At 68.2% G+C, this 22,981-nt stretch carries 22 protein-coding genes and 1 pseudogene; 11 read left to right on the forward strand and 12 right to left on the reverse strand.

Translation table 11 applies throughout. The features are described 5' to 3' along the window. Nucleotides 1-77: 77 nt before the first annotated feature. Nucleotides 78-581: an FBP domain-containing protein gene (locus tag AB0L71_RS29205; protein WP_365248495.1), complete on the forward strand. Its 504-nt coding sequence runs from the start codon at nucleotides 78-80 to the stop codon at nucleotides 579-581. 318 nt (nucleotides 582-899) lie between these two features. On the opposite strand, the gene AB0L71_RS29210 is transcribed toward AB0L71_RS29205, so the two are convergent. Beyond that, nucleotides 900-2,261 carry an MFS transporter gene (locus AB0L71_RS29210; protein WP_365248497.1) on the reverse strand — a complete coding sequence of 454 codons (1,362 nt, stop codon included), beginning with the start codon at nucleotides 2,259-2,261 and terminating at the stop codon, nucleotides 900-902. Between the two features lie 175 nt (nucleotides 2,262-2,436). Between AB0L71_RS29210 and AB0L71_RS29215 the strand changes: the two genes are divergently transcribed. The 3 genes from AB0L71_RS29215 to AB0L71_RS29225 all read left to right on the forward strand — a co-directional run bounded on the left by AB0L71_RS29215 (nucleotide 2,437) and on the right by AB0L71_RS29225 (nucleotide 5,975). Then, nucleotides 2,437-2,796 carry a metalloregulator ArsR/SmtB family transcription factor gene (locus AB0L71_RS29215; protein ID WP_365248499.1) on the forward strand — a complete coding sequence of 120 codons (360 nt, stop codon included), beginning with the start codon at nucleotides 2,437-2,439 and terminating at the stop codon, nucleotides 2,794-2,796. A 271-nt stretch (nucleotides 2,797-3,067) separates the two neighbouring features. Next, on the forward strand, nucleotides 3,068-3,976 hold the full coding sequence (locus AB0L71_RS29220) for a right-handed parallel beta-helix repeat-containing protein (protein ID WP_365248501.1): 909 nt from the start codon (nucleotides 3,068-3,070) through the stop codon (nucleotides 3,974-3,976). A 133-nt stretch (nucleotides 3,977-4,109) separates the two neighbouring features. Beyond that, nucleotides 4,110-5,975, forward strand: a complete 1,866-nt coding sequence (locus tag AB0L71_RS29225) for a hypothetical protein (RefSeq protein ID WP_365248503.1) — start codon at nucleotides 4,110-4,112, stop codon at nucleotides 5,973-5,975. Nucleotides 5,976-6,639: 664 nt separating this feature from the next. Here AB0L71_RS29225 and AB0L71_RS29230 read toward each other — a convergent pair. From AB0L71_RS29230 to AB0L71_RS29240, 3 genes are read right to left on the reverse strand one after another with little or no spacing between them, the layout of a single operon-like run. Beyond that, nucleotides 6,640-7,053 carry an arsenate reductase ArsC gene (locus AB0L71_RS29230; protein WP_365248505.1) on the reverse strand — a complete coding sequence of 138 codons (414 nt, stop codon included), beginning with the start codon at nucleotides 7,051-7,053 and terminating at the stop codon, nucleotides 6,640-6,642. Further along, the gene (gene arsB, locus AB0L71_RS29235; RefSeq protein WP_365248507.1) at nucleotides 7,046-8,155 is read right to left on the reverse strand and encodes an ACR3 family arsenite efflux transporter; all 1,110 of its coding nucleotides are present in this window, start codon (nucleotides 8,153-8,155) and stop codon (nucleotides 7,046-7,048) included. The genes AB0L71_RS29230 and arsB overlap by 8 nt, the downstream gene beginning before the upstream one ends. Then, nucleotides 8,152-8,535 carry a metalloregulator ArsR/SmtB family transcription factor gene (locus AB0L71_RS29240; protein ID WP_365248509.1) on the reverse strand — a complete coding sequence of 128 codons (384 nt, stop codon included), beginning with the start codon at nucleotides 8,533-8,535 and terminating at the stop codon, nucleotides 8,152-8,154. The genes arsB and AB0L71_RS29240 overlap by 4 nt, the downstream gene beginning before the upstream one ends. A gap of 98 nt (nucleotides 8,536-8,633) precedes the next feature. On the opposite strand from AB0L71_RS29240, the gene arsM reads away from it, so the two are divergent. Together arsM and AB0L71_RS29250 are read left to right on the forward strand one after the other, a co-directional pair. Continuing rightward, nucleotides 8,634-9,458 (forward strand): arsenite methyltransferase, encoded by an 825-nt coding sequence (gene arsM / locus AB0L71_RS29245; RefSeq protein ID WP_365248511.1) that lies wholly within the window; start codon nucleotides 8,634-8,636, stop codon nucleotides 9,456-9,458. A 241-nt stretch (nucleotides 9,459-9,699) separates the two neighbouring features. Then, entirely contained in the window at nucleotides 9,700-10,419 is a 720-nt protein-coding gene (locus tag AB0L71_RS29250) for an alpha/beta hydrolase (protein ID WP_365248513.1), read from the forward strand. A gap of 204 nt (nucleotides 10,420-10,623) precedes the next feature. Here the strand turns inward: AB0L71_RS29250 and AB0L71_RS29255 are convergent, their stop codons facing one another. Beyond that, on the reverse strand, nucleotides 10,624-11,556 hold the full coding sequence (locus AB0L71_RS29255; RefSeq protein WP_365248515.1) for a hypothetical protein: 933 nt from the start codon (nucleotides 11,554-11,556) through the stop codon (nucleotides 10,624-10,626). Nucleotides 11,557-12,046: 490 nt separating this feature from the next. Here AB0L71_RS29255 and AB0L71_RS29260 point away from each other — a divergent pair. Then, a pseudogene (locus tag AB0L71_RS29260) lies at nucleotides 12,047-12,429 on the forward strand (LacI family transcriptional regulator); the annotation flags it as partial. Nucleotides 12,430-12,508: 79 nt separating this feature from the next. On the opposite strand, the gene AB0L71_RS29265 reads toward AB0L71_RS29260, so the two are convergent. The 3 genes from AB0L71_RS29265 to AB0L71_RS29275 form a co-directional block, all read right to left on the reverse strand. Continuing rightward, a complete protein-coding gene (locus AB0L71_RS29265; protein ID WP_365248517.1) occupies nucleotides 12,509-12,676 on the reverse strand; it encodes a hypothetical protein in 168 nt (55 codons plus the stop codon). A gap of 282 nt (nucleotides 12,677-12,958) precedes the next feature. Then, entirely contained in the window at nucleotides 12,959-13,354 is a 396-nt protein-coding gene (locus tag AB0L71_RS29270; RefSeq protein ID WP_365248519.1) for a hypothetical protein, read from the reverse strand. Continuing rightward, nucleotides 13,351-15,333: a hypothetical protein gene (locus tag AB0L71_RS29275; RefSeq protein WP_365248521.1), complete on the reverse strand. Its 1,983-nt coding sequence runs from the start codon at nucleotides 15,331-15,333 to the stop codon at nucleotides 13,351-13,353. Before AB0L71_RS29275 ends, AB0L71_RS29270 begins: the two co-directional genes overlap by 4 nt. A 461-nt stretch (nucleotides 15,334-15,794) precedes the next feature. Between AB0L71_RS29275 and AB0L71_RS29280 the strand changes: the two genes are divergently transcribed. Then, nucleotides 15,795-16,760, forward strand: a complete 966-nt coding sequence (locus AB0L71_RS29280; RefSeq protein WP_365248523.1) for a hypothetical protein — start codon at nucleotides 15,795-15,797, stop codon at nucleotides 16,758-16,760. Nucleotides 16,761-16,881: 121 nt separating this feature from the next. On the opposite strand, the gene AB0L71_RS29285 is transcribed toward AB0L71_RS29280, so the two are convergent. From AB0L71_RS29285 to AB0L71_RS29295, 3 genes are read right to left on the reverse strand one after another with little or no spacing between them, the layout of a single operon-like run. Next, complete coding sequence (locus AB0L71_RS29285; protein ID WP_365248525.1) at nucleotides 16,882-17,733, reverse strand: hypothetical protein; 852 nt, start codon at nucleotides 17,731-17,733, stop codon at nucleotides 16,882-16,884. Beyond that, nucleotides 17,730-18,602 (reverse strand): hypothetical protein, encoded by an 873-nt coding sequence (locus AB0L71_RS29290; RefSeq protein ID WP_365248527.1) that lies wholly within the window; start codon nucleotides 18,600-18,602, stop codon nucleotides 17,730-17,732. The genes AB0L71_RS29285 and AB0L71_RS29290 overlap by 4 nt, the downstream gene beginning before the upstream one ends. A gap of 41 nt (nucleotides 18,603-18,643) precedes the next feature. Then, the gene (locus AB0L71_RS29295; protein WP_365248529.1) at nucleotides 18,644-19,474 is read right to left on the reverse strand and encodes an aspartyl/asparaginyl beta-hydroxylase domain-containing protein; all 831 of its coding nucleotides are present in this window, start codon (nucleotides 19,472-19,474) and stop codon (nucleotides 18,644-18,646) included. Nucleotides 19,475-19,828: 354 nt separating this feature from the next. Here AB0L71_RS29295 and AB0L71_RS29300 point away from each other — a divergent pair, with 354 nt between their 5' ends. The 3 genes from AB0L71_RS29300 to AB0L71_RS29310 are packed head-to-tail and all read left to right on the forward strand — an operon-like array spanning nucleotide 19,829 to nucleotide 22,260. Beyond that, nucleotides 19,829-21,268, forward strand: a complete 1,440-nt coding sequence (locus tag AB0L71_RS29300) for a hypothetical protein (RefSeq protein WP_365248531.1) — start codon at nucleotides 19,829-19,831, stop codon at nucleotides 21,266-21,268. Between the two features lie 23 nt (nucleotides 21,269-21,291). Continuing rightward, the gene (locus tag AB0L71_RS29305; RefSeq protein WP_365248533.1) at nucleotides 21,292-21,900 is read left to right on the forward strand and encodes a GNAT family protein; all 609 of its coding nucleotides are present in this window, start codon (nucleotides 21,292-21,294) and stop codon (nucleotides 21,898-21,900) included. A gap of 3 nt (nucleotides 21,901-21,903) precedes the next feature. Next, a complete protein-coding gene (locus AB0L71_RS29310; RefSeq protein WP_365248534.1) occupies nucleotides 21,904-22,260 on the forward strand; it encodes a hypothetical protein in 357 nt (118 codons plus the stop codon). A 92-nt stretch (nucleotides 22,261-22,352) separates the two neighbouring features. On the opposite strand, the gene AB0L71_RS29315 is transcribed toward AB0L71_RS29310, so the two are convergent. Then, on the reverse strand, nucleotides 22,353-22,670 hold the full coding sequence (locus AB0L71_RS29315; RefSeq protein ID WP_365248536.1) for a hypothetical protein: 318 nt from the start codon (nucleotides 22,668-22,670) through the stop codon (nucleotides 22,353-22,355). Nucleotides 22,671-22,981 lie beyond the last annotated feature (311 nt).

The following is a 22,981-nucleotide window of genomic DNA, read 5'->3' on the forward strand; positions in this document are numbered from 1 at the left end:
CACATGGATGTCGCGGTGCGGATCGTGCACATTAATGAGGTGTGGGGCCGACCGACCCGGACGTAGGGTTGGCGCCCGTGGAACCGCTCAGTGAGAAACAGATCCGCTCCTCTTTCGTGAACTGCACCAAGGGGGAGGCGGCGCGGCTCAAACTGCCGCTCGACTTCGCCGAACTGCCCTGGGAGGACCTGGACTTCCTGGGCTGGGTGGATCCGGGAGCCCCGCTGCGGGCACATCTCGTGATGCCGGCGGCGCAGGGACCACTGGGGATCTCTCTGCGCGTACCTGCGGTGAAGCGCACCAGCGCCGTGAAGTCCAGCATGTGTCAGATCTGCCTGACCGGCCACGCCTCCTCCGGGGTCACGCTCCTGGCCGCCCCTCTGGCGGGCGCCCGGGGCCGCGAGGGCGACACGGTCGGTGTCTATGTCTGCGCGGACCTCGCCTGCCCCCTGTATGTACGCGGCAAGCGGCAGCCGAAGCTGCGTTCCGGACGGTACGAGGAGTCCCTGACGCTGGACGAGCGTCTGGCGCGCATGTCGGGCAACCTGGAGGGCTTCGCGGCCAAGGTCATCGGGGTGTGAGTCGCACTCCGGGGGTGCGCCGGTGTGGCGGGTGCCGCATGGCGTTCCCGGTGTTCCCGGCGTTCACTCTCCCGGAGAGAGGTGCACGAGTCCCTGAGTGGCTTTCCGTGTGCGATCGACTACGGTGGGTGCATGGTCGGTGGGGCGTGCGGCGACGGAGCGGCAGCGCGTGACCAGCCCCGACAGCGCTGTGCCGCTGCCCTTCGGTTCGCTCGTGGTGGCCGCCGTACCGACTGCTCACCCCGCCCGTTCGCAGGGCTCCCCTTCGCCCTCGGACGGGCGGTCCTTTCGCGCCCCTCACTCATGGGGTGACGGGCGTCAGTGGACGGCGTGCAGTGCGTCTGCCGCGAGCTTGTGGCTGTGCCGCCGTCCGGCCCCCGACGCCCTGGCGCCGACAAGATGCGGGTGGTCGGGCGCGAGATCGCTGTGCTCGTGCTCGACCACCGTGCCGGCGTCGGCGGTCGCGGTGGTGGCGCGTGCGGGCCACAGCCGCACCGCGCCCACCGCCGCGGCCAGGGCGATGGTGCCCAGCGCGACCACGGCCCAGCCGAGCCCGGCCGCACCGCCCAACCAGCCCGCCAGGGGATACGTCAGCAGCCAGCACGAGTGCGACAGCGAGAACTGCGCGGCGAATGCGGCCGTACGCTCCCCGGGCGGAGCCGAACGCCGGATCAGCCGCCCGGTCGGCGTGAGCACCATCGAGCACGCGGCACCGAACGCCGTCCAGGCCACCAGCAGCGCGGGCCAACGCCAGTTCTCTCCCTGCCCGGTCGTGATGACACCGACCCCGGCGAACACGACCACGAGCAGCAGCGCCCCGCCCAGCATCACGGACCGGTCCGGGACCCGGTCCAGGGCGCGCGGCAGGAGCAGCGCGACCGTCATCGATCCGGCGCCGTAGACGCCGAGCGCGAGCGACACCGCCCCGGGCGACAGGCCGAACACGCCTCGTGCGTACACCACGGAGTTCACGGTCACCATGGCGCTCGCGGCGGCGACTGCCAGGTTCAGGGCCAACAGGGAGCGCAGCTGTGGCACGTGGAAGAAGAGCCGGCTGCCCGCGGTGGCCTTCGCGTAGACGCCCCCGGGGCGGCCGGCCGGCGCCGGGGCGGGCTTGGGCAGAGCGGCGGAGACGACCAGTGCGGCCGAGCCCACGAAGCCCAGCATGGTGCCGGTGAACAGCCAGTTGTACGTCATCACGGTGAGCATCAGACCCGCGAGCGCCGGACTGAACAGGCTCTCCAGGTCGTAGGCGAGCCGCGACAGCGACAGCGCCTGTGTGTAGTCACGCTCCTTGGGCAGCACGGCAGGGATGACGGCCTGGAAGGCCGGGGTGAACGCCGCCGACGCCGACTGGAGCAGGAAGACCAGGACGTAGACCTGCCAGACCTGTCCGACGAAGGGCAGACACAGCGCGACTCCCGCACGGATCAGGTCGGCCCCCACCATCAGGCTGCGGCGCGGCAGCCGGTCGGCGAACGCGCCGATCACCGGGGCGATGAGAACGTACGCCACCATCTTGATCGCCAGCGCGGTGCCGAGCACCTCGCCGGCGTCGCCGCCCGCGAGGTCGTAGGCGAGCAGGCTCAGCGCTACGGTCGCCAGGCCGGTGCCGGTCAGGGCGACGACCTGGGCAGTGAACAGGTGCCGGTAGGTGCGGTTGCGCAGGACGGTCAGCATGAGGCGGGTTCCCTGGCGGCAAGGGCGAGGCGTCACGGCGGTCGTCGGGGCGATCGTTCATCGCGATCGTCGGGGCGATCATTCGGCCCGATACCTCATCACTGTACCCATCATGTGCGCACCTGTGCACATGAATGGTGGGACGGTGTCACCAGCCCCGCTCTAGGCTGGTCGCATGCCCGAACGCGAGCCCATCCCAGCTGCGCCCCATACGCATCTGCGGGAACCCGACACCCCCCGCCTCGCCGAGGCGGCCCGGGTGTTCGCGCTGCTCTCGGATACGACGCGGCTGCACGTGCTGTGGCTGCTCGCGCTCGACGAGTCGGACGTCGGCTCGCTGGCCGAGCGGTGTGCGGCGTCCCGTACTGCCGTCAGCCAGCACCTGGCGAAGCTGCGTCTGGCGGGACTCGTGGAGACACGTCGCGAGGGCCGCTACGTCTACTACCGCCTGGCCGACGGGCATTTGCGGCGCCTGGTCATGGAGGCGCTCAGTCATGCCGACCACCGGGTGAGTGGCCAGGCGCCGCACGACTGACGGGGCGACGCGCGCCACCTCGGCCCGGTTCCCGGCGAGTGGTGCGGGCGTTGGAGGACCGGGGGTCGACTCATTGGTACGGGTGCTGATGGGTCGGCACGCCCTGTTCGGTCGAAAGGTGCACCATACAGGGCCAAAAGGCGCGATTCTCAATGAAATATGTGATGCCGCGTGGTACCTCTGGCACTTCTCGCCTGCCCCCGACTGCGGCGCCGCATCGCGCCATCCTGTTGGCCGGACGCTCGCGGCAGGCGGCTTCAGAAGGAGTGACATGCTCACGCGTAAGTCCCTTGTCCGGACTGCCCAGGTGCTCTGCATGGGCACCGCCACCGCGCTCGTCCCCATCGCGCTGGCCACCCCTGCTTCGGCCGCGCCGCTGCCCGTGATGTGCAGCGAGGCCGCCTTGCACGGCGCCATCGACGCCGCCAACAACAGCCCCGGGTCCGACACACTCAACCTGGCTCCCCGCTGCACCTACCTGCTGTACACCGAACTGCCCCCCATCACTTCGCCGATCGTCATCAATGGCAACGGCGACACGATCGCCAGTGTGCCGGGAACCTTCCGCATCCTCACCGTCGACGGCGGCAGCCTGACCCTGGCGGCGGCCACCCTCACCAACGGCGACGCCACGGGCAGTTCGATCCGGCAGGGGGAGGGCGGTGCCATCGTCGTCACCGACCATGGCTCCCTGAGCCTCGCCAGGACCCTGATCGCGAAAAACCGCGCCGACTTCGGCGGCGGCGTCAGCGTGTTCGGTGACTCCCAGGCGCAGGTGACCAGGAGTGTCTTCACCGGCAACACGGCCGGAGTGAACGGCGGTGCCCTCACCAGCGACGGCAACACGACCGTCAGATCCAGCCACTTCAGCGAGAACACGGCCGGCAACGTGGGCGGTGCCATCGCCAATACCGGAATGCTGACGGTCAACGGCAGCACCCTCCTCAACAACACCGCGCCGAACGGCGGCGGCGGTCTCGCCAACGAGGTGACCGCCGCCCCGGGCGGAACCTCCACCGTGAGCGGCAGTGTCATCAGCGGCAACTCGGCCGACGGTGTGGACCCCGGCGGCATCTACAACGACGCCGGCACCGTGACCCTGCGCGCCAGCGTGGTCATCCGCAACACCCCGAACAACTGCCTCAACAGCCCGAGTCCGGTCCCCGACTGCCGTAACTGACCCTTGGCGTCCGCCGCCGACTATCGTTGTGCGGTTCGGTGTGCAGCTGCTTGCAACCGGAGCCCAGGACGGCTCTCGACGGACAGACCTTGTGCGCTGCAGCCGCGCCAACGGGTTGTCGCATAATCCTCGCGTGTCCGATACCCCTGTCCCGATACCGCCGGGATCCGCACCCCCGGGTGTGCCTGCCTGGCTGTCCGTCGATACCGAGCCCTGGGCGAGGCTGCGCTCTCCATCCTGGGCGCGGCCCATGTGGTCGGTCCTGGCCTTGATCGCCACCGTGGTGTGGGCGATCGCGGTGGAGCCGGTTCCGCCGTGCAGCGAGGCGGCTCCGTGCGGTCCGGAGTGGGGCAGCCTGGTGCAGGCGGGCCTGGCCCTGGGACTGCTGTACTGGTTCGCCAGGCTGCCGGAGCTCGCCCTGATCGCCGCACCCGCCCTGGCGGTCATCGTGGCGTGGGGGGAACTGCCGGGCGCCGCCTGGGGTCCCAAGGCCGCCAACTCTGCCGTGATCGCAGCCCTGGCGTTCGGCTGGGCCGCGGCCCGGGCCCGGCTGTGCATACGGCGCCGGCGTCGGCAACTCGCCGAGCAGGCCGCCGGTACACGACACCTCCTGCCGGAGCCCGTCGGTCCGCTGGTACGGGGGACGATCCCGATCGCCGCGGGGCTGATCCTGGTCGCTCTGGCCGCAGGCATGGTCGCGCTCGGGGTGCGCGGCATCCACGCGGACGGGCGGCATGCGGACCGGGCCGAGCACATCACCGGGCGGGTGATCGGCCGGGGCGAGGAGTCGGTACGCCTCCGTACCGACGAGGCGCGCAGACTCACCGTCGACGCGTTCTACCCGGAGGACTACGCCATCGGCAGCACGGTGACCGTGCTGGAGGACGGATCGTGGCGGCGCCTGGCCGCCGAGCCGTACGACGCCTTCGACTGGCAGCTGCTGGCCCTGGCTGCCACCCTGCCCGGGCTTTCCCTGCTGGCGGTGGGCGTCCTGGCCCGTCGGCGTGCCGCTGCGCTGCGCAGTGCCCCGGTACCGGTCCTGCGCGTGCTGGAACGCCTCGATCGCGACGGCGTAACCGTGGTGTACGCCGCCGACGACGACGAGGGGCGCACGCCGTTGTTCGAGTGCTACTGCCTGTCCACATTGCCGGACCGGGACGAGCCCGACGGGGCGGATGACGTGGCGTCCGACGGCGATTCGGATGGCTCCGACGCCTACGACGACGAGGGATTCCCTGTCCTCGACGGGCAGTTGCGGGAAGCCGTCATGTTCGGCGCCCCGTACGAAGAGGGCGAACTGGTCTTCGCCACCACCGGCGAGAACGGGGATCCGGTGGTGATACGTACGGCCGGCGCGGTTCATCTGCGGGGGACGGACAAGGACCCGAGCCCGGCATCCCCGGGAGCAGTGAACCTGCGGGACCAGGAGCGCGGGGAACGGGCCGCTGCGGCCTTGAAGCCCACAGAGCAGCCGATGCGCTGGGGCCCTGGTGTCGCGGCTCGGGTAGCCGCCGCGGCGATTGCCGTCGGCGTCGTGGCCGGGGTCTGGGGTCTCACCCGGTCACTGATCACGGATGGATTCGGCTGGGACGTCATCCCGGTGCTCGGATTGCTCATGATGGTCGACCTGGTGGCCAAGCTGCTCAACTGGCGGGTCACGGCGGACAGCACGGGGCTGTGGCTGACCGGCGCCTGGAAGGTGCGGCACGCGCCCTGGGAGCGGGTGCGCGCGGCCGAGTACACGGAGGACGGCAGTGTCGAGGTCCGCCTCTCCGGTGGGGAGATCTGCCAACTGACCGGGCTGGGCTGGCCGTCGGCCGAGCGGCGCCTGCGCATCCGGCCGACGTACGTCCGCATGGTCGAGGAGGTCACCGCTCTGCGCGACCATCCGGAACTGCGGCCCACCGGGATGGCCAGGCCCCGCGAACACGGTCGGCCGCTGGGTCCCCTCCTGCTCCTGCTGGCCGGTCTCGGTGCTGTGGCTGCGCTCGTCGCGTGAGCGTGTTCTGACGCCGGTCGCGTCGCGCACAGCCCAGTGGCAAGTCGCGGGGCGACCACTGCAGGGTGTTCCCGCTGTTTGCCGCTCGACCGGGCATGGCGAGGGCACGTGTGCTCCTCCGCCGCACCTTCGGCTGTCAGGAGGCACACCCCTTGCAAGGAGCCTTCATGGGGAACTCCCCGGGCTGTGAGCGGCTCGGGCTGCCACGTAGTCTCGTTCCGTCAACACGGCAAGGACGGGGGCGTTCACTCGATGGCGAAGCCGGTACGTGCGGCAGTGGGGGAATTCTGGCTCACCTGTCAGGTCTGCCAAGGAGACCTGTTCCGAGAGCGGAAAGTCCTGCTCAACAGTGCCGGCATGGAGTTCATGAAGTTGGCCTGGGCCGACGAGAGCGCCACCGGGCTGATCTGTTGGGAGTGCGGCTATGTCCACCTCTTCGTCAACAGAGACATCGAGCTGTACAGGGCCGACAAGTAACAGAGAGAGAAGTTGACTTGGGTGGCAGTGGGGCATCGCGGCCAGGCCAACTCGTCCAGCTTTCCTCGGCGCTCACGGCGCCATCCCACCACGGCCGGCCCACCCTGCACGAATGAATCGTGATCGCCCGGACAGGCCCTGGGCGGCGGCCCTTCCCCAGCCGCCGCTCTCCCCACTCTCGAGTTCGCTACCGAGGCGCAATCTCAGAGATCAAGGCTTCGATCCGCTGCTTGATCGCGTCGCGGATCGGGCGGACGGCCTCGACGCCCTTGCCCGCGGGGTCTTCGAGCTGCCAGTCGAGGTACGTCTTGCCGGGGAAGACCGGGCATGCGTCGCCGCAGCCCATGGTGATGACGTAGTCGGATGCCTGGACGGCCTTGGCGGTGAGGACCTTGGGTGTCGCGCCGGTGATGTCGATGCCGAATTCCCGCATAGCCTCGATGGCGGCCGGGTTGACCTGGCCGGCGGGCAGGGAGCCTGCGGAGCGGACCTCGATGCGGTCGCCGGCGAGGTGGGTGAGGAAACCGGCGGCCATCTGCGAGCGTCCGGCGTTGTGGACGCAGACGAACAGGACCGAGGGCTTGGCGTCGTCGTCAGACACGGGCGGAGCCTTCCGGTTCGGCCGCTGGTGAGAGCGCTGGAGCAGGGGAGTCGGGGAAGCGGCGGCGCACGGCGAGCGCCACGTACACCAGGCCGATGAGGACGGGCACCTCGATGAGCGGTCCGACGACTCCGGCCAGGGCCTGGCCGCTGGTGGCGCCGAAGGTGGCGATGGCGACCGCGATGGCCAGCTCGAAGTTGTTGCCCGCGGCCGTGAACGCCAGTGTCGTCGCCCTCGGATAGTCGAGCCCAACTGCCCTGCCCAGGGCCATGGATCCGGCCCACATCACGGCGAAGTAGACCAGCAACGGCAGAGCGATGCGGGCCACGTCGAGGGGCTTGGAGGTGATGGCATCGCCCTGGAGCGCGAAGAGCACGACGATGGTGAACAACAGCCCGTACAGGGCGAACGGTCCGATGCGCGGGATCAGCTCGGTCTCGTACCAGGTACGGCCCTTGGCCTTCTCGCCGAGGCGGCGGGTCAGGAACCCGGCGAGCAGCGGGATGCCGAGGAAGATCAGAACGCTGCGGGCGATCTCCCACACCGACACGTTCAGCGCGGTCTGCTCCAGCCCCAGCCAGCCGGGCAGCACGGACAGGTAGAACCAGCCGAGGAGGCTGAACGCCAGGACCTGGAATACGGAGTTGAGGGCGACCAGGACGGCGGCGGCCTCGCGGTCACCGCAGGCGAGGTCGTTCCAGATGATGACCATGGCGATGCAGCGGGCGAGCCCGACGATGATCAGGCCGGTGCGGTACTCCGGCAGGTCCGGCAGGAGGATCCAGGCGAGGGTGAACATCAGCGCCGGGCCGAGCACCCAGTTCAGCAGCAGGGACGGCAGTAGCAGGCGGCGGTCGCGGGTGACGGTGTCCAGCCGGTCGTAACGGACCTTGGCCAGCACCGGGTACATCATCACCAGCAGGCCGAGCGCGATCGGCAGGGAGACCCCTGTGACGGTGACCTCGGCCAGCATGTCGCCGAGGCTGGGCACGAGACGGCCCAGGCCGAGTCCAGCGGCCATCGCGGCCAGGATCCACACCGCCAGGTAGCGGTCCACGAAGGAGAGCCGTCCGGCCACCGGTGCGGTGGTGCCCTCGCTCACGAGGACGCCTCCGTGGACGCGGGCCGTCCGGGGCGGGTCAGGACGCCGGCGAGCTTGTCGGTCATCTCCGGCAGCAGCCAGTAGTAGACCCATGTCCCGCGCCGCTCGCAGTCGATCAGGCCCGCCTGCCGCAGCAGCTTGAGGTGATGGGAGATCGTCGGCTGTGAGAGGTCGAACGCGGGCGTCAGGTCACACACGCAGATCTCGCCGCCCTCACGCGAGGCGATCATCGACAGCAGCCGCAGGCGGACCGGGTCGCCGAGCGCCTTGAAGACCTTGGCCAGCTCGACGGCCTGGTCCTCGCCCAGTGGGGCGGTGAGCAGGGTCGGGCAGCAACCACGCTCGTCCTGGCCGAGTGCCACCCACTCTTGTTTTGACATGTGTCTATGTTGACGCACTTCGATCCAGGGTGCAAGGTTGCATCGAGCGACATCGAAACAGGCCGATCAATCCGCTCTTCCCGTCCTGGAGGCATGCCATGAGCGACCAGCCCATTGACCTGCGTGAGACCGTCCGCGAGCGCTACGCGGCCGCCGCCGTCCAGGTTGCCGAGGGCGGCACCGCCTGTTGTGGCCCGCAGGCCATCGAGATCGACGACAACTTCGGCTCCACTCTGTACGCCCCCGACGAGCGCGACGCCCTGCCCGCCGAGGCCGTTGCCGCCTCCCTCGGCTGCGGCAATCCCACCGCCGTCGCCGACCTGCACGAGGGCGAGCGCGTCCTGGACCTCGGCTCCGGTGGCGGCATCGACGTCCTGCTCTCCGCCCGCCGGGTCGGCCCCACCGGCAAGGCGTACGGCCTGGACATGACCGAGGAGATGCTCGCCCTCGCCCTGGCCAACCAGAAGAAGGCCGGTGCCACGAACGTCGAGTTCCTCAAGGGCACCATCGAAGCCATCCCGCTGCCGGCGAACACCATCGACGTCGTCATCTCCAACTGCGTGATCAACCTGTCGACGGACAAGCCGTCCGTGTTCGCCGAGATGTTCCGCGTCCTGGCTCCCGGCGGCCGTATCGGCATCTCGGACGTCGTCGCCGATGACGAACTCAGTCCGGCCCAGCGGGCGGAGCGTGGCGACTACGTCGGCTGTATCGCCGGAGCGCTGTCCTTCGCCGAGTACCGCGAGGGTCTGGCGGCGGCAGGCTTCACGGACATCGCGCTCACCCCGACCCACGCCGTCGCCGACGGCATGCACTCAGCGATCGTCCGCGCCATCAAGCCCTCGACGACTCCTCGCACCCTTGTCCAGGTGTCCGCCACCGAGGCGAACGGTGGCTCCTGCTGCGGCGGTGGCGGCTGCTGAAGCTCATACGACCTCGGCCTGTGGTGGGGTGAGTGGCTCCGTGGCATCCGGCCGCAGAGCCTCCGCAAAAACCCGTTGGCGGACCACGGCGACCGCTGCTACCTTTCCGGCGGCCGTGCGAAAGAACGAGGAGGTGGTACCCGTGAACGCAGTATCGACATGGGTGCTCCCCTCCGGGGTCACGGTCGGGCGATAGGTCGTCCGGGAGTGCCGTTCAAGAGCACTCCCGAAAGGCACGACCATGCAATTCACTTCTGAACATCGCCTCGACGACGGCGTCCTCGCACGCGAATTCACCCTCGGCCAGATCCCCGGCACCCTGTGGACACCTGGATCCGTGCCGGCTCCGCTGATCCTGATGGCCCACAACAACGGCCTGCCCAAGGCGGAACCCCGGCTGGTGGCCCGGGCCCGGCAGTCCGCGGCGTACGGCTACGCGGTGGCCGCCATCGACGCCCCCGGGTGCGGTGAACGGCCCCGTTCCGCCACCGACGAGCAGGCTCGCGCCGACCTCCGCCGGGCGATGCGGGCCGGCGAGCCGGTCGATGAGATCTTCGAGTCCTTCATCGGCCCGCTGGTCGAAAAGGCGGTCCCGGAATGGCGGACCACCCTGGATGCCCTCCTCTCGCTGCCCGAGATCAGCGGCCCGGTCGGGTACTCGGGGTGGAACGCCGTCGGTATCCGGCTGGCAGCGGTCGAGCCGCGCATCGCGGCCGCCGGTTTCTTCGCCGGGGGTTACGTGCCCCACGCCCAGCGCGAGGAGGCCCGGCAGATCACCATTCCGCTGCTGTTCCTCCTGCAGTGGGACGACGAAGGGAACCCCCGGCAGCGGGCCTTGGACCTGTTCGACGCCTTCGGCAGCAAGGAGAAGACGCTGCACGCCAATCTGGGTGGGCACGTCGGCACCCCGTGGTTCGAGGTGGAGGACGGAAACCGGTTCTTCGACCGACACCTGAGGTGAGGCCGGGCCGTCAGGCCGGCAGCAGACGGTAAGCGGCGTCGGCCGTGATGCCGTCATCGAGGACGGCATCACGGCCCTGGCGCGATGGTCCACGGGCGTCCGCCCTTGTTCTCTCCTGCGCGTGGGCATTGTCACGCAGTGGGACATTCACCCGCTGAGACGGTCCACTGACGCGGGCCCGGCTCCTGCCGGACCCGCGGTGGATCAGGACTTCACGAGAGTGATCTCGCTGCTCAGATCCCCAGTGCGCTGGGTCACCGGATAGTCCCTGTCATTCGTTTCCCCCCGAGCCCGGAGCACCGCAGGACCGGACTTGAAGGTGGCATCGGGTTCGAGGTTGCTGGGGAACGAGACCGTCCACGGCACCGGGGCTCCTGGTGTGCAGTCGACGAAGAAGGCGTCCTCGCCGGCGACACCGGACGCTGTCGCGTTCTTCTGGATCTGATAGGCGCTGACTCTGAGCGCGAACCGGGCGGGCTTGTTACAGGTGACATCGCCACCCACAGTGATGGTGCCGGTTTTGTCGACCGATCCGGTGGTGTCGAGGTTCATGCCGATGGCCAGCTCTACCGGCGGCTCGGGCATGATCGCGTGAACTTCACCGCGCAAGGGCACCGTGGATCCGTCGCAGTACTGCTCGAAGGTGGCGTCAAGTTCCTTCACGTAACCGTAGGGCCCGAACGCGATGTTCTCGATGGTGAAGGAGCCAGAGGTGGTGTTACATGCCTTCTCCGTCCCGTTGTCGATCCCGCCGAATTCCAACCCGGGGTCTCCAGGCTGGATATCGGGCCACTTCTTGGCCCCCGTGTAGGTGGTTCCAGCGGTCAACTTCTGACCTTCCGGAGCGGAGATGAGGAGACGCCAGAGCGTCCCCTCGGTCGCGTCTACCGCAACGATGAAGCCGTTCTCGTCAGTGCCGCCTCCGGCGTCGAACAGCTGAACTGTATCGGCCGTGTACTCGTACGACTGGCCACCCGAAATAGGCTCGCCCGGCTCGCCGTTGAAGTTGAGCGAGCCCGACACCGCGCTGTGGGCCTGTGCGGTGCCCGTCAGTGGTGTAGCTGCGATCGCCAGGGCTGCTGCCGCGACGATGCCTGCGGTGCGGGCCAGGATGCGTCTCCGTATACCGCTGCTCATGAAGCTCCTCCAAGAGTGTTTCCCGGCACGCGAAGTGACCGCGACGGCGTAGGCCGCTCAGGGTCAAGTGCGCGCGAAATTGGACTTCTGGGAGGCTGGGGGACCTCCGAGAGGGGCGCTGAGAACCTAACAAGCGCCACTGACACCTCTTGAAGTTCACTCACCCCACTCGTGTGGCTGGCAGCGAATCTGCCGGCTCAGCCTTCCCAGGTTCGAATCCTGGCGTCGCCACGCTCGTGAGCATCGGCCCTTGACCAGTGGTTTTGGTCAGGGGCCGTTCTCGTTCTCGGCTCAGGTCAGTACCCGCCGTTCCCTGGTGCTCCCCGCCCGTGCCGGCACGGTTGTGGCGCGTGTCCTGACCTCGATTACTGGCTACCAGGCCATCAAGAACCGTGCTGGGGTGCGTACGTGCCCGAGCGGTCCCAGATTTTCCTCAGATTGCCCGTGTGCCGGTTTCAGGACATGACGGCATGGTGGATGCGTCCTCCGCTCGGTGGAGGACAGCAGCGGCAACACGATCCGCTTCACCACGAAGCACGAGGCCGCGAAGGCGGCGAATGATCTCGAAGTCGAGGTGTGGAAGGGAACGTCACGCGACCCGAACGCCGGAAAGGAGACGTTCGGCAGCTACGTGAACCGTTGGTACGAAGCGCAGGACCTTGCGGCATCCACGATGCAGAACTACTAGCGGCACATTGAGGAGACCTTCTCCCGGAGTTCGAGGAGAAGGTCGTCGCCGACATCCAGCGCACCGACATCGACTCATGGGAGAGGAAGGAAAGGGCGATCTACGCGGCATCCAGTGTCAAGAGCTGGCGCGGCACGCTACCCCTGATCCTCAGCGACGCGGTGGATGGGCTGGCCTGCGCCGACTCGACGTCCTTGAGCAATTTCCTGGGGTGACGTTCGCCATCTTCCGCGAGACGCCGCATCTTCTCGATCAGGTCTGCCATCACGGCACTCCAGGTGGGCATGATGCATGCACGGGCTGCCCCACCGAGTAGTTCTTGCAGGCCTCGCGCACCATGGGCCGGATCTCGGGGTTCCAGGCCTGTCCCAGGCGCACCTCGATGTCGATCAGTGCTCCCGCCCCTTCTGGATCGCGACGGAGGGATTCCATGATCCACTCCCCGCTCGCTCCCGAGAGCCCCTGGAAACCACTCAGGGGCCTGACCCGCTCTCGCGGATCAGGCCCCTGACCTGGTGTTTCTCTGTCGGGGTGGCGGGATTTGAACCCACGACCTCTTCGTCCCGAATGAGGTTCGGGCAAGATCTTCACCGAGCGGTTTGCTGTTTTGCCTGGTCAAAGCGTTGGGGTGAGGTGGTCTCGGGTGGTCTCGAAGGGGCTCGGGCAGCAAGTTGGCTCCCAGCCGGCTCCCAGTTACGCTGCCTCGACGGGCCTTCAGCCACGCAGCGCGGCTACCGCGACTGCCAGCGTTTGCAGGATGTTCACCACGGATGCCACTGCGCCGACGGCCAGGCCGAGGTCTTCAAGGTTCTCCGTCAGACGGCGCTGGTCAGGGTTCGGGCTCGCCAGTTCTTCGCCGATGCGGGCGGCGGTGCGGCGGGCGAGATCGGGGTTGCTCAGATCCGTCGCGTACTCCTCCAAGGCGGCCGTCAACTCGTCGAGCCTCGCCTGTGCTTCGGCCAGGTGGTGGGCAGTCTCCGGAGCGGTGCCTCTGATGTGGACCTGCCGCTGGTCTCCGCCGACCCGTCCCGTGTTGACCTGGTTGCCGCTGCCAGTGATGTGCATGCCGCCGCTCGCCTCACGTCGCCCTCGCCAGGTGCCCATCGTCATCCTTTCGCCGTCGCGTCGTCGGCCGGGTTCGCCTGCGTCTGATTGCCTTGCACGGTGCCGGTGTTCACCTGGTTGTGGTCGCCGTTGATGAAGACCTTGGTCACGAACTGCTCCGCCTGCCGCCTGAAGTCGCCGGTGAACACCCCGTGGTCGTCAAGGAATGCGCTGACCGTGCTGAACATGCGGGACTGGAGGATGGAGATGTGCCGACGGGCGTCCTCGATCTGGTGCATGTCCTCCGGCTCAACGAGCGCGCAGTGCTCGCGCAGGCTGACCGGACTGTCGTCATCGCGGGCCGCCTCGTCCAGAGCCATTGCCACTTGTTGGCGCATGGCACGACCGAGTACGCCGGGTATGAGGCTGCTCAGTGCGCGGATGAGGATCCCGTACGACCTGTGCGCCAGGGCAACCGCGTCACCGAGGGCGTGGATCGGTGCGAGCAGGATCTTGCGGACCAACGCCCAGCCCGTGGCGGGTACAGCGCGGACTTCCTTTTTGAGCGGGGCGAGGACTTGAGGGCGGGTGACGAAGTGCAGGGACTTGCCTTCCAACGCCGCGTGGGCGAATACCGTGACGACGATCTGACCTTCCCAATCGACGACTTGGGCGGCCAGGTAGCGGCGGGCGAGATGCCCTGAAGGGGCCTGTCTTCCTTCGGTGATCATCTCCTGCGCTTCCGGCCAGGGCGCCCATTGAGTCTTTCCTGGGCTGACCACTCCTGAGCCCTTCTTCGGGCGGTCGGGTACGCGCGGCAGGCTCTTCCATCGGGACTGTGGCACGGCGAGAGTCTCGAAGACGTCGCAGGTGGGCAGGGCGTGTGTCTCGACGAGGACACCGCAGAGCCGTTCCAGCTCGTCACGCACCTTGTCGAGCAACTCATCGGCTTCGAACTTGCGGATGCCGTCTTGGTTCCCGTCTCCCACATTTTCAGTGTCTGTCTTGCTGCCGGGCCCAGTGCTGTCGCTGTCGCCCTCGGTAGCCTCGCCGTCAGATGCTCGACGGGCGGGCGCGAGCTGAATGCGTGGTCCGCCTGAGCCCCAGGCGTCGAGGCCAGCACCTACGAAGCGGTGCGCCCCGTTCTTTTCCTTCAGGTACGGCGTGCTTTGCCAGCGCTCGGCCTTCTCGCATTGGGCGATCCTTGCTCTTGCACGCGGGGCGAGCCGAGGGCGTCGTGCGATCCTCTCGCGTGACGGTTTCAAGGACGCCATGTAGCCCAGGACGACCCAGCCGTCCACGGTATATACGGCTGTGATCAGCAGGGTCAGCCATACTCCGGCCGAAACCGCCTCCTGGGCTACGGACTTGATTAGGAACGACTGAGACTTCAGCTGTGTCCAGGCCAAGAAGACACCCGCTGCCAGGACGACCATCGGAACCAAGGAACTGACACCCCAGCGGAGCAAAGAGCTGAAGCGGCCGGCGGCGACGAACTGGTACAGGAGCGCCGTCGCCACCAGTGCACCCATTCCCCACGGGTGACGAAACGCGATCAGCGCGACGACTCCCGCAAGGAGGAGGCCGCGTATCCGTCGCTGGCGATGCGCTGCGACGCTGTGGGTGAGGACCGGGGCCAGACCGAATCCGAATGATGGGGTTGGTCGCGTGCGTGTGTTCAGTACGTTGTCCACCGCCCACTTGGCGAGTTTCTCGCCGGCGATGTCAGGCAGCTGCCGAATCTCCCGCTGCTGCCGCCCCAAAGTGCGGTCCTGCCAGCGCCCCATCAGATCCCGGGCCTGTCCGATTCGGTCCACGCGTGCATGCACGATGCCCGCCAGTTGGCGAGTCACCTCGTTGGCGCTGGGTGCGTCGTTGCGCTCGGCATAGGTAGTGCGCCACGGCCAGTGACTACCCGTATAGCTCAGATTATCTGGGCCTGCTTGTAGAGGGACGCCTGGAAACGGGTCCGTGGGACCGGACTTATTTACACCATTGTTGGATGAATCGTCCAGTGGCGTGACCCTCCATGGCAGCAGGGACATACGCCACCTCCCCCCGGAAGCCCCACCCTTGAGCAGGCATCCTGCCCACGTGGCACATGGATAACCAGGGTTCACCGAGAGGTCAAAACCTGTTCGGCCGCGCCATGGCGGGATGTGTCCAGCGGACTGACTCCTGGTCTCCCAGGTGAGGGCCACATTCAACCGTGATCGCGACGTTTCCGGCATTCAGCGATGTTGGCTTGATCTATGCGTAGGCGGGGCTCTTGACGGAGATCTCAGGACTGCTTCCTCGCGCAACCGATCGGGCGATCCGCAGGCGTGGGATTCTTTCCATGGCGGCTGATCGGGCTGCTCTCGGTTGCAGCTACCCAGCGGGGACCTGCTTGGTCGTGTACGTGTACTCCGTCCGGCCAGATTCGCGAGCATCGGCATTCCGGAGCGAAGGGGGCATTTCGTCATTTTGTACCCTTGAGTTGCCTTGCGGTGGCATCCTCAGTCCCATGTTCCGAGCCATCCGTACCCGACTCGCTCTGCGTCAGCGAGGTAAGGCAAATGCGGCAATACGCAAGCTGTGTGAAGACGTTGAGTACTTGGGTATCGGCCCGGTCCCCGGGCCGGTCCGGGTGGCATTGCGTGCCCATTACGAAACTAAATGGCAGACGTGGGCGGTTTTGATTTTAATTGGCTATTTTGTATTGAAGGTTGTGGCAAGAGCGCTCTGGGTGCTGGTCGTGACGTACACGCCTGCCTGGGTTCAAGAGGCCATTTATGGGCCACCGCCCAAAGCGTCCCTGAGCAGCCGGGAAGGCTGGGTGTCCTTTGGGCATGGGGTGCTGCTGGTGGGTGCCAGCTTTCTGGCCGCGCGGCGTGTGGCTGTGTGGGCGGCAGACGCGTTCGAGCTTCGCAGTATGACCTTCGAACGGGTTCAGCGGTGGGCTGACCTCATCAGTGAGTGCGCTGAGACTGTCCGCGCGCCACATATGCGGCCGGACCTGCAGGCCGTGTCTCTGCGATTCGCGGTCATGCGGATCAGGGGTGCCCGGTCGATGCGCGGCACGGTGCCGGCACTGTCACGGCGCCGCCCCGGGTTGCGGGCTCATGCGAATGGGGTTGTTGCAGCTCTGCGAGCCGCTCACGCCGACTTCGACCTTGACCGGAAGGAAGCGGCTCGGAAGCTTGCAGCCCTCACGCTCAAGGTCAGCGACCGTTATGCCCAAGGGCACGTTGGGGCTCTCCTCGACAGCGCGGAGCTGGTCGAACCCGCGCGTCGGCGCGAGGCATTCAACCTGGCGGTCATGGCTGGAGTCATGGTGGCAGTAGCTTTGGGCGTCCATCTGTGGCGTGTGCCCATGCCTCTGGCCGTGGGGGTCGTTGTCATGGTTGGTGCGTGGTTGTACCGCAGCACGGTCAGCGCGGGGCTGGCAGTGTTGACGACGCTGCTGCCAGTGATCTTCCCAGGTAAATAGGGACCAAATGGTCTTCGGGTACTCATCAGGACCTGAGTCGCGTGGAGCAAGAACGGCTCTGGTCCAGGGCCGCCGAAAAGCGCACCCACCTCGCAGTCACAGGACGGCATGGACCGGGAGGTCAGCCGCCGAAGGCGGCATCGAACGCGGTCTGGCCCGCCTGCACGAGCATGGCTAGCCCGGGAGTTGCCGTGCTGATGGCCGTGAGCGTCGTCTGTAGCTGCTCGTAGGCGGCGCGGATGCGGCCGGGCTCGGGCTGGTCGGCGGTGGCGGCATCCTCCAGTACCTCCGCGTCTGTGGTGATCTGGTTCTGCTGGTTGTCTGCGGCACCCAGGGTTGGCGCGAACTGCCTGACCATCTGGGCGAACTCCGCGAGCTTGGAGGCGTCCAGGCCGACGTGGTTGTTCTGGAGGACGTGCTGCTGAGAGCCGGCGACGAAGCCCTGCGAGTTGGTGATGTTGTAGGTGTCGCCGCCGTTGGGCTGACGGCTCAGATAGTCGTTCACGCTTCCTCCGGCGAGTACGCAACGGGTGCCGACTGCGGTGATCCGGACCATGGCACTGTTGTCGATGGGGTGGATCTGCACGAGGTCGTTGTCGGCCAGGTAGTCCAGTGCGCTGAGGACCTCGTCCTCAGCCAGGGGCTCCCCGGCGAAGCTGCACTGAGGATCGTCGGTGTAGGACAGGACCGCGACGGCGGAGTCTCGTCCGCCGGTTCGCAGCACCCACTTCAGCAGCACATCGCAAGCGTGCCGGAAACGGGCGACCGTGTCAGCACGCAGGTCGAGCAGTCGCCGGGCCTCCAGCACCCCGTCCTCCGTGGGGTATACCTCCGAGTCTGTGCCGCCGAAGGTCTCCGCGACCTGCACGAGCCCGAGCCTCTTCAGCCGCAGGGCTATATCGGCGGCCTCGCCCGCAGGAAGCCCCTCGCGGGCCCGGTCGGAGGCCGGGCCCGCGAGGTGGAGCGCCTTCACATCAGCTCCAGGTAGGTGCGATACGCGGCGATCGGGCTCTTCAGCCCGCTCAGCGCCTCGGGGCAGGCCCGCTCGACCAGGGCGAGCGTCCGTTCGACGGCCGCGTCCACATCGGCGGCGAGGGGGACGGCCGGTCCGCTGATCGCCGCCTCCAGGTCGCCGAGGCAGGCCCGGCCGATCGGGGTGACGGCGATCTCCTCGCGCAGCTGGTACCAGCCCCAGAACCGCGAGGCGGGCACCAGAGCTGCCTTGATCAGGTCCTTCGTCGCGGTGTGGAGGCGATGCCACTCGGAGTACGCGACGAACCGCTGGCCCCGCTTGATGCGCTTGTGCAGCAGCACGGCCAGCACCAGGTGCTCGATGAGCAGCTCGGTGCACGTCCGGGGCCGGGCGAGGAATTCGGCCGCGAACCGCTCGGCGACCACCGTTCCCTCGGACGGAGCGATCGCCGGCTTGCGGTCGAGGAGTAACGCGGTGGCGACCGTCGCCCGCAGACGCGGGACGCGGGACGCGGGCGCCAGGTAGAGGTCGATCTGGTGCAGGCGCCCCTCGTCCGGGACAAGGAAGACTAAGCCGACGCCGCCGAGGTCGGCGACGATCGTGTCGCGCCAGCCGGGCAGCAGGGCGCCGGCCTCGATGGACATCAGGTCGTCCACGGCCTCGACGAACGCGGGCAGCTCGGCGTCCTGGACGCCGACGACGAAGTCGACGTCTGAGAGGCGGTCGGCCGTGCCGTGGGCCAGCGACCCACGCACCATCAGGTGCGTGACGGCCGGCGAGGTGGCCAGGATGTCGGCGAGCCGGGACAGGAGCGGGAGCTGGGACGGGCGGTTGGCGAAGGTGAGTTCGGCCAGGTGCAGGGTGGGCACGTGCGTCCTCCGATCGGATTTCGGCGTGGGGGCCGTGGCGGTCAGGCCGTAAGCGCGAGGAGACGGCGCTTGGCCGTTGTCCAGCGCGTGGCGGCCTCCTCGTCGCCGAGCGAGGTGTGCAGCTCGGCGATCAGGTCGTAGACCGCGCCCTCGGGCAGGGCGTAGGTGTAGAAGAGCCGCAGGAGCATCCGCTCGGCCGCTTCGGTGTAGCCGAGGCCAGCCATGCCACGGGCGGCCTGGAGCCGCTCGGCGAGTACTGCCGCGTCGGCCAAGGGCAGCGGTTCGGCGGAGTCGGGGTGAAGCGTGGGCTGGCGGGCGAGGCGCTGATAGGCCTCGTCGGCGTACACGTCGGCGATCAGATGGACCCGGTCCGGCCCGAGCAGGTTGCACACCCCGTGGGCGTAGGTCGGCGTCAGCCGCCAGATCCGCCCGCCAGTCATGTGTACCTTGGCGCCACCGGTGACGAGGAACGCCGAGGTGTTGGTGTGCAGGGGGATGTGCAGCCGGTGCCTCTCGATCTGGTCGAGCTCGTCGTAGTCGCGGTGCTCCCACAGGAAGGCGTTGGCCTCCAGCCGGGCGAGCCGCACCCACATGTAGTTGAGGCCCAGTTCGGTCAGCAGGGCGGCGGTGGCCGGCATCTGGGCCAGCAGGTCGGTCGGCCGGGCGGCGCAGTCGCCGATCGTCACGTCGGCGGGGTCGCCAGACGCGTTCATGAGCGAGGTCGTCCACCAGCCCCCGGACTGGTAGGCGCTGTACTCCGCCTTCCACGGCGCCCGGGCCGTCAGGGCCTCGTGGCGCATCCGCTCCAGCTGAGCGGGGTCGACGGCGTCGAGCTGGGCGATCTGCCCGGCAAGGGCGGTCAAGGTATCCATCGGTTCCCTCCCGTCGCCCGCCCGCCCATGGTTGGGCGGGCGGGCACGTGGTGCTGGATGGGTGATCGAACAGAGCCGCTGAGACAGCTCCCGATATCACGCTCCGTCGTCGGAAGTGCACGTACGGCGTAGGGGCGTTCAGCATGGGGGCGGGCAGTGAGACATGGATACGACGTCGCCGCCGTCATGGAACCGTCCTCGCCGGATAGTCGGTGACCCGGGCGATGTCGGTCGTGCGTCATGACCGCCGTCATGGCTGCCGTCATCTCGGTCGGGGAGCCGCTGAACGGGTTTCCCGCCGATCGGACGTGGCTATCGTCGGATGGAGACGAACGGGGACGGAGAGGATCTGCCGTGGCTGAAACTCCCACGCTCTTACGGGTCTTGACGCTCCGGCGGCACTGGCAGGTCTACGAGACCTTCCGCCTCCGGTTCGAAGCGACGGCGAGCTCGATTGCCGAGCACGAGAACGATCCGCGGCTTCGGGGCCTGTCGGTCTCGAAGCGGCAGTTCGAGCGTTGGTACGGCGGTGCGGTGAAGACCCGCCCCTATCCGGATCAGTGCCGGGTGCTGGAAGCGATGTTCGACGTCGGCGTCGATCGCCTTCTCGCTCCCGCACCGCCGTCCGCTTCACTGACCGCGCCCGCGGCCGATCCCCCGCTCGTCGTCCCGCCGCCACGGCCGGCCCCTGCCTTTCTCCCCACCGAGCAGGCAGCGGCACTGCCTGTCGGCGGCCCGTTCAGCAACGAGCCCCGCATCGACGCGGGCACAACGGAATTGGAAAGGCAGGTCGCGATGGCGGCTCGTCGTGCGCTTCGTTTCACCGCGATGGCGGAAGGCAGCAGCATCGGCCCGGAGACCCTGGGCCAGATCCATGACGAAGTGCGGCGGCTCACCGTCGCGTACCCGAAGCTGGCGTTGCCGACTCTGCTCGGCGACCTGGTCGAAGTGCAGGACCTCACCTTCCGGCTCCTGGAGCACGGCCGGGTCAAACCCCTGCAGGCCCGCGAGCTGTACCTGCTCGCCGGGATCACCTCCGGCATGCTCGCCAAGGCCAGCCACGACCTGGGCAACCCGAGCGCCGCGATGATGCAGGCCCGCACCGCCTTCGTCTGCGCCGACAACGCCGACCACCACGCCATGCGCGCCTGGGTCCGCTCCCTGCAGTCGCTCATCTCCTACTGGGCCGGCCGACCCAGCGAGGCCGCCGACTACGCCACACTCGGCCAGAGCACCGTCGGCAACGTCCGCGGCACGACAGGCGTCTGGCTCGCCTGTCTCTCCGCACGCGCCCACGCCCTGATCGGCGATGCCGACGCCACCCGCACCGCCATCCAGCAGGCCGAGGAAGCCCGCGCGGCCGTCGAACCCGATGACCTCGACGCCTTCGGTGGCATCATGACCTTCCCCGTACCCCGGCAGCTGTACTACGTCGCGGAAGCCACCGTGCACCTCGGTTACGACCCGGGGCTCGGCGAGAGCCGGTCGGAGGCCGCCGTCACCGCGTACCGCGACGCTGCCGAGGACGAGTGGGCCTTCGGCGACGAGGCCGGCGCACAGACCGACCTCGCCCTCGCCCGCATCGCCCGCGGCGAGATCGAGGGCGCCATCGAGGCCGTACGACCTGTGCTCGACCTCCCCATCGGGCAGCGGAACTTCGGAATCACCAGCAGCGCCCAGCGCGTCCACGCTGCTCTGCACGCCGACGGGCGCCGCAGCATTGGCGCGGCGGCAGATCTGCGCGAGGAGATCGAAGCCTTCACCGCCACCCCGACGTCTGTCCTCGTCCGATGACCCCGCAGGTAGGCTCCGCGTCCATGACCCCAGTCCACATGGCCGGCCCCAGCCTGGCCCTGCGTGAAGTTGAGCCCGAGGACACCGACGCCCTCCTGGCCATCTACGGCGACCCCGAGGCCACCCGGCACCTCAGCTTCGAGCCCCGAACCCCCGAACAGGTCCAGGCGATCGTCGACCGATCCATCGCCTCCGCCACGGACACCCCGAGGACTGAGTACTGCCTCGCCATGACCCGGCGCGGCGAGCACCAGCTGATCGGCTACGCCCGCCTGGCGACCGAACCCCAGCAGGCGGCCACCATCGGGTTCGCCCTGCACCCTGCCGAGTGGGGCAAGGGCCTCGGCACGGAGACCGTCCACCTGCTGTGCGCGCTCGGCTTCCAGAGGCTCGGCCTTCACCGCGTCTGGGCGGCCCGATCACCGCACAACGAAGCGTCCGCGCGGACCCTTCTGCGGGCGGGCATGACCGAGGACGGCCGCATCCGCGACCACGTCTTCGTCCACGGAGCGTGGCGGGACTCGATCACGTACTCGATCCTGGAGCACGAGTGGACCCCGATCGACGACGTCAACACCAAAGGTCGGCCGCCCGCTCTTGCGCCTGACGCGGACCGCGGACAGGAGAGATGAGCGGTGATCACCGAGGCGGGCTTACAGCACCATCTGGTGATCCCCGGCATCGCCGAGTTCGCGCGCGGCGGCCTGCCCGACCCGCCGGCCACCGATGACGGCAACCACTGGGTCGACGGTGTCTGCTGGCTCTACTGCGGACAGCAACTCACCAGGGTCTTGTGGATCGGGCCAGCCACTGTTGCCGGAGCCCAAGTACCCATGTACGCCTGCGGTGCCTGCATCAAGGAACTCCAGGCACGCATCTGGCGCTCCCTCCGGGCGCACGACTCGCAAGCCCGCCCCGCGCCGTTTCCAGGGCACGGTCCTGAGTACCGCTCCGGGGCGAGGGGGCGAGGCCGTCACCGCCGTAGCCGCTGACCGGTAGACCGCCTGGCATCAACCCTGTTGAGAGAAGGCAAGCCCCTTGGGGCCGGCGCGGTCGACGTCGGCCCCAAGGAGTGTGTGTCGGGTCAAGTCAGGGTCATCAGGGCCTGGGCGAGGGAGCGGACTTCGGGTGCGAGGCCGTCGAGGATGTCCCGGGCGTAGGAGGTGTCGGGTCGGGCGGCGAGGTTCTGGATGACGATCCAGTTCTCGGCGATGAGATGGAGAGCTTGCCTGGATCGCTGGACGGTGTCCTGGCGGTGGACGGCGAACTCCTCGGCACGCTGGTACGCCTCGGGCCAGGTGATGTCTCCCCGTTCGACGAGCTCGGCCAGGGGCGGGGTGGTGTCGCCATCGGCCTGGCGCACGGTGTCTGCATTGATCACGTACTGCCGGAGCTGTTCCATCTCTAGCCGCTGGTCCAGCGCCGCTGTGGCGTCGGAGAGGCTGATCCGGCTTTCGGTGACCTGTTCGGCAAGGTCGGGGGCGTGTTCGCGGAGGCGGTCGTACTGCTCTTGGAAAGCGGTGGCCCGAGCCTTCTCCGCTGAGACCGTGTTGTAGGCGTTGTCGAGGCTGAGGGCGCCGATGCTGACCTGTTCGGCGAGCTCGGGGGGAGTGCTGGAGGACGACGTTGGCGGCGGAGAGGCGGCTGCGGCTGAGTCCGTGGAGCTTGGCGTGGTCCCGCAGGGAGCGTCCCGAAACGGAACGAGCCATCGCG

This window comes from Streptomyces sp. NPDC052052 (genome assembly GCF_040680455.1).
Taxonomy (GTDB): domain Bacteria; phylum Actinomycetota; class Actinomycetes; order Streptomycetales; family Streptomycetaceae; genus Streptomyces.

What these genes read in the sequence shown, in the direction of transcription:
- AB0L71_RS29215 (WP_365248499.1), top strand. Translation starts at nt 2,437, where the DNA reads ATGCCCGAACGCGAGCCCATCCCAGCTGCGCCCCATACGCATCTGCGG.
- AB0L71_RS29265 (WP_365248517.1), bottom strand. Translation starts at nt 12,676, where the DNA reads ATGGAATCCCTCCGTCGCGATCCAGAAGGGGCGGGAGCACTGATCGAC.
- AB0L71_RS29315 (WP_365248536.1), bottom strand. Translation starts at nt 22,670, where the DNA reads ATGGAACAGCTCCGGCAGTACGTGATCAATGCAGACACCGTGCGCCAG.
- arsM (WP_365248511.1), top strand. Translation starts at nt 8,634, where the DNA reads ATGAGCGACCAGCCCATTGACCTGCGTGAGACCGTCCGCGAGCGCTAC.
- AB0L71_RS29275 (WP_365248521.1), bottom strand. Translation starts at nt 15,333, where the DNA reads ATGTCCCTGCTGCCATGGAGGGTCACGCCACTGGACGATTCATCCAAC.
- AB0L71_RS29305 (WP_365248533.1), top strand. Translation starts at nt 21,292, where the DNA reads ATGACCCCAGTCCACATGGCCGGCCCCAGCCTGGCCCTGCGTGAAGTT.
- AB0L71_RS29210 (WP_365248497.1), bottom strand. Translation starts at nt 2,261, where the DNA reads ATGCTGACCGTCCTGCGCAACCGCACCTACCGGCACCTGTTCACTGCC.
- AB0L71_RS29255 (WP_365248515.1), bottom strand. Translation starts at nt 11,556, where the DNA reads ATGAGCAGCGGTATACGGAGACGCATCCTGGCCCGCACCGCAGGCATC.
- AB0L71_RS29220 (WP_365248501.1), top strand. Translation starts at nt 3,068, where the DNA reads ATGCTCACGCGTAAGTCCCTTGTCCGGACTGCCCAGGTGCTCTGCATG.
- AB0L71_RS29240 (WP_365248509.1), bottom strand. Translation starts at nt 8,535, where the DNA reads ATGTCAAAACAAGAGTGGGTGGCACTCGGCCAGGACGAGCGTGGTTGC.
- AB0L71_RS29295 (WP_365248529.1), bottom strand. Translation starts at nt 19,474, where the DNA reads ATGGATACCTTGACCGCCCTTGCCGGGCAGATCGCCCAGCTCGACGCC.
- AB0L71_RS29280 (WP_365248523.1), top strand. Translation starts at nt 15,795, where the DNA reads ATGTTCCGAGCCATCCGTACCCGACTCGCTCTGCGTCAGCGAGGTAAG.
- AB0L71_RS29250 (WP_365248513.1), top strand. Translation starts at nt 9,700, where the DNA reads ATGCAATTCACTTCTGAACATCGCCTCGACGACGGCGTCCTCGCACGC.
- AB0L71_RS29270 (WP_365248519.1), bottom strand. Translation starts at nt 13,354, where the DNA reads ATGACGATGGGCACCTGGCGAGGGCGACGTGAGGCGAGCGGCGGCATG.